A 12087-nucleotide genomic window follows, 5' to 3' on the forward strand; every position below is an offset into this window, starting at 1 on the left:
GTCTGATCAATTCATAGTGTCAAAAATCAATAATAATGGCTAATATTTTGTACAATTTACACATCCAGATTAGCGAAACATCAGGAAACCGTCCATATGGATTCTCTCGACCACGAAATTCTTGCCTACCTGCGCGCCGATGCCCGCATCTCTGCCGCCACTCTGGCTAAAAAACTCAAGGTATCGCGCGGCACGGTCTGCAACCGCATCAAACGCATGGAAAGCAACCACCAGATCCTGGGCTACACCGTCAGGGTGCAGGCCGAACCCCAGGGGCAGGAAGTCACCGCCTGGATGAGCATCGCCATCGAGGGCCACGAAACTTCCCGCATCGTGCATGCGCTATCGGGCGAGCCCGCCGTATGGGCATTGCATGACACCAATGGCCGCTGGGATATGCTGGCCGAGTTACGCGTCAGTAATTTTGCCCATTTGTCAGATGCGCTGGAGCGCATCCGCCTGATCAAGGGGATTTCGGCGACGGAGACGAGCCTGCATCTGAAGACTGTGCAGTTGCGTTGACAGGCGTTTCTTTAATAACAAGATCATCCCAGGTACCCGTGACGTGATAGCGCACGGTCATGGCTTTGGCCAGCGGAGCCTTAAGCAGCCATTGCGTAATAAACGCCCCCAGCCCCACCAAGGGGTTGATGGCAATCCCCGCCGCCAGGGCAGCACCACTGACATCCAGGTTGGGCACCACAACGGCTTGAAGATCAAGCGACTCGTTGATGATGTTGGTATGGCCATCCAGCAAGGCAGTACCGACAGGCCCTATCACCTTGTAATCCTGTATCCGGGCCACCCCACCGTCCAGGCGCAGCGTGCCGCGCAGACTGTCGAACGGAAAGCCATCCTTGGGCAAGCCGGTAAGCCCCTGATCCAGTCGGTTCAGGCGCATGATCGATTGCAAGGATAAAAGCTCCAGCAACTTGGCTGATTTGGAGCCGACGCTGAGCAAACGGCCCTTATCGAGGGACACCTGAACAACCCCTTGCAGGTCGGCCTTGTCCTTGCGCCAGGGCAAGTTGCGCCAGAAGAACTGGCCGTCCAGGGTTCCCTGCCCACCCGCCAGCAAGCCAGTCCAGCCAGCGGCATCAAGCCAGGCGCCCAAATCCTGCGTTTTTACCAAAGCCTTCAGGTGCAGACCCCGATCGGCACCACGCAAGCGCCACATGCCGGTGCCCTTGAGTTGTGCGTTCTTATTGCCAATCTGCAAGCGCTTCAGGCGCCAGGCCTTGCCTGCTTCCTCGCGCACACCATCCATCTGCAGCGCACCAAGGCTGCGACCATACAGCAAGAAATCGTCCGCCTGCAAAACCAGCCCCGGGATTTCGAGATTATCGTCCAGCGGCTGGTCTTCCGTGTCTTGCACATCCGGCAGCAACGAGCTTTTGTCACGGGCATCATCGCCAAGGCTCAGGCGCGCAAACCGGGCAGACACGGCACCCTGTACGCGGCCATCGAGTTCACGCCATTTAACTGTGCCCACGGTTTGTTTAGAGCGCAGGTTCGTCGACCACTGGTCTTCGGGCGTGCGCGTGACACGCAAGACAGCCTGATCCAGGCGTGTGGAAAAAAGCCGCAGCTGTTCTGCCTGAACGGCCAAAAGGGAGAGGTCGGGCCACAAGGGTCTGGGCCCGGCATGTACCGTTGAATGGCCACGGCGGGGAATAGAAAACTCATCGACGATACGATTCCAGAGATCGAGATCCAGCAAAGGATGTTTGAAGGCAATGCGCAATCCCGGCATCTGGTCATCTGCGGCTTCTCCAACGCCCACCAACACCTGCTGGAAATACGGACCCTGGCGTTGTTTGCGCCGGTGCCGCATCTGTACCCGCACCGCATCACCCAGGCGCACCTCGAGCATATCGTCTTGGGGGTCGGCATCTGTCCAGCGCACATGCAGGCTGCGGGGCTGCGCGGCAGGTTTGGCCAACGGGGCTGGAAAATCAAGCGCCAGACCCTGGGTATCAGAATCCAGCTGCAGGGTGTAGTCGCTTTTTTCGCGGCGCAATTGCGCACGATATGCCAGCTTGCCAGATAGCCGCTGCATACCGGGCACACCCACAAATTCTGCCAGGGCGCTGGCGGTCATGTGCCCCTGGAAACGCAAGCCATCCTGGGCTTCGTGGCCGCCTTGCAAGGTACCTTGTACTGTCAGGGCGCCCCCCAGCAGCCGGCCTTTCAGCGGCTGGGCCAATTGCACACCGTGCTCGTTGAAGTGGATCTGGCCTGACAGATGCTCGAATACCGGCGCCTGTGGCAAAAACTGCAAGCTGGCCTGATCGACATCGATACGCCCCTGCACCTGACTGTCATCGACATGCAGCAGCGGTATTTTCAGGGACAAGGGCATTTTCCACTCGCCAGTGGCGGTGGCCTCGTCAAAGACCTCATCCAGCATCCTGGACAATGGCGAATGCTGAATCAGATCCATATAGACGTCGCCATCCGCTTCGGTGTGTCCAGAAACAGTGAGTGTGGCATCGTGTTCGAGATTCGGAATCCGGGCTCGCAGGCCGCTCAGATGGATGGTTTTGTCTGGCTCCGGCTGCATCGTGGCCGTACTTGCCTGGAGCTGCAGATCCATGCGCCGAAGATCCACGGCGCCCTCTGCCAGATGCAACAAAGGCCAGGCATGATCTTTGGGCGCGTCCGGCACAAACTCGATCTGGGCACCCTGAAAATTGCCCGCCACCTGAAAATCCCCTGCATCGGGTTGGTCGCCAAAGGGAAACCGGGAGAGATCGCCTTTCAGCAGCCAGTGCCCTTGCTTGAGCACGCCAGCCTGCAAGCCCCGAGCCAGCCAGGTGCGAGCATCTTCATTGACTTCACGCGGCAAATACCGGTGAATCGCATTGAGCTTGGCCTGCTGGATGGTGCCCGTGAAATCTGCCAGGCCGGCCAATCCCTGCTGCGCCCAGCTGCCTGCCGCCTGCATGGTGATGTCGTTGTTTTGCCAGTTGAGCTGATCGATCTGAACCGACCAGGCAGTGTCGTGGCGCACAGAGCCGCGGGCCGCCAATACGCCCAGGGCAAGCGGTACATCAAACCAGTCGGGTTGAACCAGATAGGTACCCTGCGAACGGACATCAAAGGCCAGGCCTGCCGGCCCAGCGTTTTGCCCACGTGAGAGCGCCTGCCACTGGCCAAGGTGGCCTTGCAACCAGGCCTGGGCCTGGGGCACGTTGAAGGTATCCCGAGCACCCGCCTGCCAGCGGAACCCCTGCACGCCCAGCAGCGCCGTCACACGCGGACCACCGGGGGCAGACTGCACCCAGATTTGCGCATCCATTTGCCCCTGCTGCATGGCCGCGGGGATCTCAAGCCACTGGCGCCAGCGATCTACCGAAACACCGGATAATTGCAGCCATGACCGCCATTTCGACCCCACATGTCCCTGGACAAGGGCCTGCACTTCGGCCAGTTGAGCTCGAAGGGCCAATTGACCCTCACCGACTTCAGGCGCTTTGGCCGACAGCGAAATCCCCAGGCCACCTTCTTGTTGGCGCAGCAGTGCATGCACGCCAGAGAGGTGAAGATCAGGTGCTGCACGCAGTTGGTCGCGCCAAGTGATGCCCAGATCGCGAAACTCGATCAGCGGTTGCGCCAACACCCAGCCTAGCCAGGTGGGTACCTGGCCGGTTTGCCCGGTAGAATCAAGCGAAAAAGACTGGCCAAGCACCTGCAGCTGGCCGGCGTGCGTGCGTGCAACGTCAAGATTCATGCCTTGCACCAGAAGCCGCAGGGCACCCGCATGCCCGGGCAGCAGCGCTGTCCAATCCAGCTGCGCATCCACGCGGGGCACGGACATCAGCAGGCGTCCGTCTTGCGCCAGAATCTGGATATCGCGCAAATTGAACTGAGGGCGCCAGCCCTGCCAGGAGATCTGGACGGAGCCCAGCGTGACGGTTTCGCCCAGCATATGCGACAACTGCTGGGCAATTTGCGGGCGCCAGTTATCGACGTGGGGCGCTATCCAGTAGCGGCCCGCCAGAAGCAACAAGCCCAGCACAAAGTACAAACCAACCAGCAGCGTGATCAGCCATCGGTGGGTATGCCAGGTAAGCTTTGATATGAATTGGCGCATGCCAGATTTTGCAGTATGTTAAAGCCCCCTGTGGGCCTGGCCCTGTCAGGGCCCGCCCACCCAAACCGCGATGGACCCGATGTCTGAAGCCATTATATTAAAGCCCGCCCTACTGTGGTCTGGCGCCTTGCGCCGCCACCTGATGGCGCATCCGGACGCCGAGACTCGATTGCTGCAGGATTGCTCAGGCGCCGTTGGCCGCAAAACACTGCAGGCATGGTTCGAAGAAGAGCTTGGTGCGCAGTCTGCGCCGGATCGTCCAGCTTTGCAGCGCATTCTCAGACATGTCCGCCAGCGGGTGTTCTACGCCCTGATGGTACGCGATATTGCAGGCACAGCCCCTTTACATGAAGTAGTTGCGGCCATGTCAGCCCTGGCCGACCTGTCGATCGGGCAAGCGTACGCCTGTGCCATGCGTACCCTGATGGACGCACACGGCATGCCGCGCCACCCCGAGACAGGTGCGCCACAAGACATGTTGATTTTGGGGATGGGCAAACTGGGGGGCAAGGAGCTCAACGTCTCCTCGGATATCGACCTCATCATGCTGTACGACGAGGAAGGTGAAACCGACGGACGCCGTCCTATCAGCCACCACGAGTTTTATGCCAAGGTGTGCCGCTTAATGATGCCGATCCTCTCCGAGCAGGATGCCGATGGCTATGTGTTTCGCACCGATTTACGCCTGCGGCCCGATGGGGACGCAGGCCCTCTGGCCTGGAGCTTTGCGGCGCTGGAAACCTACCTGGTGGCGCAAGGGCGCGAGTGGGAGCGCTACGCCTGGCTTAAGGCACGTGCTATTCCCTGCCCTATTTTTGATGAAGTCAACTGGACAAGCCACACACAGACCCTGGAGTCACTGCGCCGCCCGTTTGTATATCGCAAGTATTTTGATTTCGATGCCCTGGCATCCCTGCGCAAATTGCGCGAGCGCATCCGCACGGATTGGCAGCGCCGCGCACAGGCACGTCATGGCGTGGACACACAGCACAATATTAAGCTGGGCGAAGGCGGCATCCGCGAGATCGAGTTCGTGGTGCAGCTCAACCAACTGATTCGCGGTGGGCGGCAGCCCTCCTTGCAGCAGCGCAATCTGCTGGCTGCCTTGCATAAGCAATATCGTGCCGGTATTTTGGACGACCATCAGGCAAAAGGCCTCGAAGCCGCGTATGTCTATCTGCGCCGGCTCGAGCACGTGCTGCAGTACCGCGAGGATGAACAGACCCATCTGCTGCCACATCACACGGACCAGCTGGCAGCACTGGCAACTGCATTGGGGCATCCCGATGTAACGCACTTTCAGGCCACGCTGGGTGCGCACCGGCAGATGGTATCGGAGTGCTTCCAGAACGCGTTTCGCATCGCCGGCATGGGAGACGAAGCGGCACCGGAAGAAGTACCTGTGGACCCCCCGGGCACGTCACCCACAGGGCTTAGCGAAGCTCAGGCAGACGAGATGCAAAAGCAGATCGACGCTCTGCTGGACAGCCACCGCATCCAGAGCCTGCCACGTACCAGCTTGCAGCGCTTGCACGCGCTATTGCCGGGTCTAAGCAAGGCAGCCGCCACCACGCAAGATCCCCCCTCCACTTTATTGCGCCTGCTGAGCCTGGTAGAGCAGATCGCACAACGCAGCGCCTATCTGGCACTGCTGGCCGAATACCCCGAAACGCTGGCACGTGTGGCGCGTCTTATCGGTGCCAGCCCCTGGGCGTCTCAGTTCCTCAGCCGCTATCCGCTGCTGCTGGATGGCCTGATCGAATGGCACAGCCTGATGGAAGCTCCGGATTTCCCGGCACTGGCACAACAGTTGCGCAGTGATCTGGATGCCTGCCGGCTGCCCGACGGGCAGCCTGATATCGAGCAGCAGATGAATCTTATGCGGGACGTTCAGCATCAGGTGACTTTCCAGCTGCTGGCGCAGGATCTGGAAAACGTAGTAAGTGTGGAAAGCCTGGCAGATCATTTATCCGCACTGGCTGATCTGATGCTGGCAGAGGCAATCCACCGGGTATGGCCACAGGTGTTGCCGCGAGAACGCCGGGCAGATCCAGGTACACCACATTTTGCGATCATCGCGTATGGCAAGCTGGGAGGCAAGGAAATTGGCTATGCCTCGGATCTGGATCTTGTTTTTCTGTACGACGATCCAGATCAGGAGGCAAGCGAGCGATATGCGAAGCTGGGACGGCGGATTGCCTCGTGGTTATCGACGCTGACGTCTTCGGGCCGACTGTACGAGATTGATCTGCGCCTGCGCCCGGACGGAGACGCCGGTCTGCTGGCTTTGCCGATTGATGCGTTTGAGCATTATCAGCTGAACCAGGCGTGGCCCTGGGAGCATCAGGCGCTGACGCGGGCCCGTTTTGTGGCAGGCGATGCAGCTATCGGGCAGCGTTTTGATGATATCCGGCAGCGGATCTTGTTGTTGCCCCGGGATCCGGAGGCTTTGCGCCGGGATGTGCTGGCGATGCGGGAGAAGATTTCTCAGGGGCATCCGAACCGCAGTGGAGAGTTCGATCTGAAGCACGACCGGGGGGGGATGGTGGACATTGAGTTCATCACCCAGTTCCTGGTGCTGAGCCAGGCGGGCGCGCATCCTGAGCTTCTGGGCAATTTGGGAAATATTGCGCTGTTGGGGTTGGCGGCGCAGGCAGGGTTGATTTCGGGGTTGCTGGCGGCGGATGTGGCGGATGCGTACCGGGTGTTTCGGCGGCGGCAGCATGCGTTGCGGTTGCAGGGGGCGGAGAAGGCGCGGGTGCCGATGACAGAGTTTGTGCGGGAACGGGAAGCGGTTCGGGAGCTTTGGGGGGCTGTGCTGGGGGAGGTTTAAAACTCGGCGCTCATCGCGGAGCAAGGGGCTTGGGGGGCGCAGGTCGCAATTTGGCGGCTTCGCCATGGAGGTGAGGATGGGCTCCAACAGCGCCCCCCAAGCCCCCTGCTCCACGATTGACGGCATGCGACGATCGGATGGCGAGAGGCTGATTTCCCGTAGGGCGGGTACCGGGCTGGGTTGAACTGGGCCGACGTTAAAAGGGGCTTCGCGCAAGGATTGTGCGAAGCCCCTTTTGTTCGATTGCGAGTGTTGAGTGGCGTGTTGGTGCCACTATGGCCTATTGAAGAGTGCGTTCGAAGACGAACTTCTCGCCATCCCAGTCGACGGGGACGACGTCGCGGGGGCCGAAGGTGCCTTCCAGGATCAGACGGGCCACAGGGTTTTCGATGTATTGCTGGATGGCCCGTTTGAGCGGGCGGGCACCGAAGACGGGATCGTAGCCGACGCGAGCGAGTTCCTTGATGGCATCGTCGCTGATTTCCAGGCGCATTTCGTGCTGAGCAAGGCGTTCGGCCAGGCGTTTGATCTGGATGCGGGCGATGGGCTCGATGTGGGAGGCATCCAGGCCATGGAAGACGACGATTTCGTCAATGCGGTTCAGGAACTCGGGGCGGAAAGCGGTTTTGAGTTCGTCGCGGATGACTTCTTTAACGACGTCATAGGGTTGGTCGGCCATGTTCTGGATGTGCTGGGAGCCGATGTTGGAGGTCATGATGATGACGGTGTTTCGAAAGTCGACGGTGCGTCCCTGGCCGTCTGTGAGGCGGCCATCATCCAGTACCTGGAGCAGGATGTTGAAGACGTCGGGGTGGGCTTTCTCGACTTCGTCGAGCAAGATGACGCTATAGGGTTTGCGGCGTACGGCTTCGGTGAGGTAGCCGCCTTCTTCGTAACCGACGTACCCCGGGGGGGCACCGATCAGGCGCGCAACCGAGTGTTTTTCCATGAATTCACTCATGTCGATGCGTACAAGGTGGTTGTCGGAATCAAAGAGGAAACGCGCGAGTGCTTTGGTGAGCTCGGTTTTGCCCACGCCGGTGGGGCCCAGAAACAAAAACGAGCCGTAGGGGCGACTGGGGTCGGAGAGGCCAGCGCGCGAGCGGCGGATAGCTTCGGACACCAGCCGGACGGCTTCGTCCTGGCCCACGACGCGCTCGTGCAGGACGGCTTCCATGCCCAGCAGTTTGGCACGCTCGCCTTGCATCATGCGCGATACGGGGATGCCCGTGGCGCGCGAGACAACTTCTGCGATTTCTTCGGCGCCTACCTGGGTGCGCAGGAGCCGGGGTTTGCTGGCTTCGGCATCTTTTGGAGAGGATTCGGCAGCCCGCAGGCGGGCTTCAAGCTCTGGCAGGCGGCCGTATTGCAGCTCTGCGAGTTTGTCGTATTGGCCTTTGCGCTGCAGTTCGGCCATTTCGGCGCGGACTTGTTCGATTTCTTCTTTGACGGCTTGTGATCCCTGGACTGCGGCTTTCTCGGCTTTCCAGACTTCTTCGTAGTCGTTGTATTCGCGCTGCAGGGTTTCGAGTTCTTCCTCGATGGCTTTCAGGCGCCGTTCGGAGGCTTCGTCAGTGTCCTTGCGCACGGCTTCGCGCTCGATCTTGAGCTGGATGATCCTGCGATCCAGCCTGTCCATGACTTCGGGCTTGGAATCGATCTCCATGCGGATGCGGGCAGCAGCCTCGTCAATGAGGTCGATGGCCTTGTCGGGCAGGAAACGGTCGGTGATGTAGCGGTGCGAGAGCTCTGCTGCAGCGACAATGGCGGGGTCGGTGATCTGCACACCATGGTGCAGTTCGTAGCGTTCTTGCAGGCCGCGCAGGATGGCAATGGTGGATTCGACGTTGGGCTCGTCGACCAGCACCTTCTGGAACCGGCGCTCGAGAGCTGCGTCTTTTTCGATGTACTGGCGGTATTCGTCCAGGGTAGTTGCGCCCACGCAATGGAGTTCGCCACGCGAGAGCGCCGGTTTCAGCATATTGCCGGCATCCATGGCACCTTCGGCTTTGCCAGCGCCCACCATGGTGTGCAGCTCGTCGATGAAGACGATGGTTTGTCCGGAGTCTTGTGCCAGTTCTTTAAGCACTGCCTTGAGGCGCTCTTCGAATTCGCCCCGATACTTGGCACCGGCCAGCAAGCCGGCAAGATCCAGCGCCAGGATGCGCTTGCCCTTGAGGGTTTCAGGCACTTCGCCGTTGACGATACGTTGGGCCAGGCCTTCGACGATGGCCGTCTTGCCCACACCGGGCTCGCCGATAAGGACGGGGTTGTTTTTGGTGCGGCGCTGCAAGATCTGAATGGTGCGACGGATTTCATCATCGCGCCCAATGACGGGGTCGAGCTTGCCCTCACGCGCACGGGCGGTGAGATCCAGTGTGTATTTCTTAAGTGCCTGGCGGTTGTCTTCATCGTCGGCACCCGTCACATTGGCGCCCCCCCGCACGGCATCGATGGCGGCCTCAAGGGCCTTGCGCTGCAGTCCAGCCTCGTGCAGTGCACGGCCAACCTCGCCCTTATCGTCGGCCATGGCCAACAGATAGAGCTCGCTGGCAATGTAGGTATCGCCGCGCCGGCCGGCCTCTTTATCGGTACGCGCCAGGGCGGATTGCAGATCTCGGCTGGCTTGCACATTGGCCTCGGCACCTTCGACGGTGGGCATGGCCTTGATCTGGCGCTCAAGCTCGGACTGCAGCCGCGGCACGGCTACGCCGGCGCGCGCCAGCAAACTGGCGGTACCACTGTCTTGGTCGGCCAGCAGGGCCGACAACAGGTGGGCGTTTTCGATATAAGGATGGTCGCTGCGCACTGCCAGGCTTTGGGCATCGGCAAGCGCTTGCTGAAACTTCGTGGTGAGTTTGTCGAATCGCATGAGTGGAACCCTGTATTGGGAGGGGGCCTACGCCCCAATATCCAATATATGCGGCTGATTAGCGGATTTTCAAGACTTTCGCAAGGCCTGCTTGATGCCCGCGAGCCCCCCTTTAAACCCGGGAAATTTGCGGCAGATCTACCACAGCATATCGCAGAGATGAACCACAAAATTGAGCTAGATCAAAGACTTCAAGAAAAAATTGGATCACCATGCACGCTCTTCTTGATTCAGGGTTTACCCTTGATCCATCACCATTTGAAACAGATCTCACGGCCCGGCTGCCGGGCCCACAAGGGTCATCATGAGCTCACACCAAGACTGGGATCCCCGTTCTCCAGAAGTGCTGGCTGATCCCATTGCCGCATACGACCACATGCGCCAGCGCTGCCCGGTGGCGCACAGCGATTACCTGCATCACTCGGTGTTTCGCCACGCCGATGTGATGCGTATCGTGATGGATCACGATACATTCAGCAGCCAGGCCTCGCGCCATGTGTCGGTGCCCAACAGCATGGATCCACCCGAGCACACAGCCTGGCGGGCCCTGATCGAGCCATACTTCGGGCCAGATCGCATGGCCGAGTTTGCTCCGGTGTGCCAGGCAATCTGTGATGACCTGGTGGGGGCGCTGCCGCACAACAGCAGTGTAGAAATCATGTTTGGCCTGGCCCATCCCTTTGCCCTGCGGATGCAATGCGCGTTTCTGGGCTGGCCAGACAGCCTGCACGAGCCCCTGCGCCAGTGGATACACAAGAAAAACGTGGCTACCCTGTCTGGTGACACCCATGCCATTGCCGCCGTCGCCACCGAGTTTGACCAAACCATCCGCGACCTGCTCAAAGAGCGCCGCCAGGCGGGCGACCAGGTACCGGACGACGCCACCTCACGCCTGATGCAGGCCACCATCCACGGCCGTCATCCCACCGAAGACGAGATCGTCAGCATCTTGCGCAACTGGACCGTGGGCGAGCTGGGCACCATGGCCTCCAGCGTGGGCATCATCGCCTACTATCTGGCCACCCACCCCGCCTTGCAAGACACCTTGCGCCAGGACCCAGGCCTGATCCGTGCCGCCAACGACGAGATCCTGCGCATCCACGCGCCGCTGATTGCCAACCGGCGCACCCCACGCTGCCCGGTGCAGGTGGCGGGCAAACAGCTGCAAGCCGGAGACCGTGTCACCCTGATCTGGGCGTCAGCCAATCGCGACGAGGCGGTCTTTGGCGACCCGGACGAGTTTCGGCTGGATCGCGACCCATCCCTTAACCTGCTGTATGGAGCTGGTATCCACGTGTGCCCTGGGGCACCCCTGGCACGTCTGGAGCTTGAGCACATGATCAAGACTTTGCTGTCTGCCACCACCAGGCTGCAACCCAGTGACGAGCATCCGCCCATACCGGCCGTCTATCCCGCCAGCGGCTACCGGCAGGCGATCCTGCAGCTAAGGATGGCGTGAAGGCATAAAATGGGGGCATGACCTCCATCCCCACAGACGCAGACCCCCGCCCGGCCGAGCCGATCGAGCCCGACCTGAACGAATGCTGCGGCAATGGCTGCTGCCCTTGCGTGTTTGACACCTACGCCGAAGAAAAACGCGCGTGGCGCGACGCAGTCAAAGAATGGGATGAGCGCCACCGGGAAACCTCCCCACAAACGTCCGGGGATCCCGCGCAGTGAATAGGGTTCCTGCCCGTTTGAAGAACCGCCTGTTTTTATAATCTGACTCTCCCATATATCTTTGCAGGAAAACGCACCGTGGCCTCTGACGCTATCCCTATGTTTGCCGAAAACACCTATCCCCTGGACGCCCGTGGCATCGCCAAGCGTTTTCGCCATGCCGCCATTTTTGGCGCACTGTCGGCCCTGCAGCCCGGCGAAACCATGCGCTTTTGCAACGACCACGACCCCCTGCCCTTGCTGCAGCAACTCAAAGGCCACTTTGGCGAAAACATCGAGTTTGAATACCTGGCACGCAATCCGGGCGAGATCGTGATCGATTTCCATATCGTGCCCTGACCGGAAGCACCCACCCAGAAGCCACTCTGCCGGTGGCTTTTTTCATTTCATGCCGAACCGTAATCGTCGATGCGAAACGTCAGGCGCGGCACCCTGGTATCGAAAGCGCACTTCCAGAAGGTCAGCCCTTACCTGGAAGCAACCCAGGCGGAAAAAGTCCTGATGGGCGGCAAGAACGCGTCCGAAGGCTCCGTCAAAGCCACCATCGTCGACACCTGGCGCTGAGCCAGACACTGGCGCAATACAGGGTGCGCCGACGAGGCCCTG

General features: G+C 60.3%; 8 protein-coding genes. 6 read left to right on the top strand and 2 right to left on the bottom strand.

Annotation, left to right across the window (positions count from 1 at the left end; all coding sequences use genetic code 11):
* Positions 1-96 precede the first annotated feature (96 nt).
* Positions 97-522, top strand: coding sequence for an Lrp/AsnC family transcriptional regulator (locus tag WA928_RS05950; RefSeq protein WP_424300819.1), 426 nt, complete (start codon positions 97-99; stop codon positions 520-522).
* Here WA928_RS05950 and WA928_RS05955 read toward each other — a convergent pair.
* Entirely contained in the window at positions 464-4096 is a 3633-nt protein-coding gene (locus WA928_RS05955) for a YhdP family protein (protein WP_424300822.1), read from the bottom strand. The genes WA928_RS05950 and WA928_RS05955 overlap by 59 nt on opposite strands.
* 79 nt (positions 4097-4175) lie before the next feature.
* Here WA928_RS05955 and glnE point away from each other — a divergent pair, with 79 nt between their 5' ends.
* Positions 4176-6929 (top strand): bifunctional [glutamate--ammonia ligase]-adenylyl-L-tyrosine phosphorylase/[glutamate--ammonia-ligase] adenylyltransferase, encoded by a 2754-nt coding sequence (gene glnE / locus WA928_RS05960; RefSeq protein WP_424300825.1) that lies wholly within the window; start codon positions 4176-4178, stop codon positions 6927-6929.
* Positions 6930-7209: 280 nt separating this feature from the next.
* Here the strand turns inward: glnE and clpB are convergent, their stop codons facing one another.
* Positions 7210-9801 carry an ATP-dependent chaperone ClpB gene (gene clpB, locus WA928_RS05965; RefSeq protein ID WP_424300828.1) on the bottom strand — a complete coding sequence of 864 codons (2592 nt, stop codon included), beginning with the start codon at positions 9799-9801 and terminating at the stop codon, positions 7210-7212.
* Positions 9802-10105: 304 nt separating this feature from the next.
* On the opposite strand from clpB, the gene WA928_RS05970 reads away from it, so the two are divergent.
* The 4 genes from WA928_RS05970 to WA928_RS05985 all read left to right on the top strand — a co-directional run bounded on the left by WA928_RS05970 (position 10106) and on the right by WA928_RS05985 (position 12045).
* A complete protein-coding gene (locus WA928_RS05970) occupies positions 10106-11260 on the top strand; it encodes a cytochrome P450 (RefSeq protein WP_350381607.1) in 1155 nt (384 codons plus the stop codon).
* A gap of 17 nt (positions 11261-11277) precedes the next feature.
* Entirely contained in the window at positions 11278-11481 is a 204-nt protein-coding gene (locus WA928_RS05975; protein WP_350381605.1) for an oxidoreductase-like domain-containing protein, read from the top strand.
* 99 nt (positions 11482-11580) lie between these two features.
* Positions 11581-11820 carry a DUF2249 domain-containing protein gene (locus WA928_RS05980; protein WP_350381751.1) on the top strand — a complete coding sequence of 80 codons (240 nt, stop codon included), beginning with the start codon at positions 11581-11583 and terminating at the stop codon, positions 11818-11820.
* 69 nt (positions 11821-11889) lie between these two features.
* Entirely contained in the window at positions 11890-12045 is a 156-nt protein-coding gene (locus WA928_RS05985) for a hypothetical protein (protein ID WP_424300833.1), read from the top strand.
* Positions 12046-12087: the final 42 nt, after the last annotated feature.

Source organism: Castellaniella sp. (assembly GCF_049651205.1).
GTDB lineage: Bacteria > Pseudomonadota > Gammaproteobacteria > Burkholderiales > Burkholderiaceae_B > Castellaniella.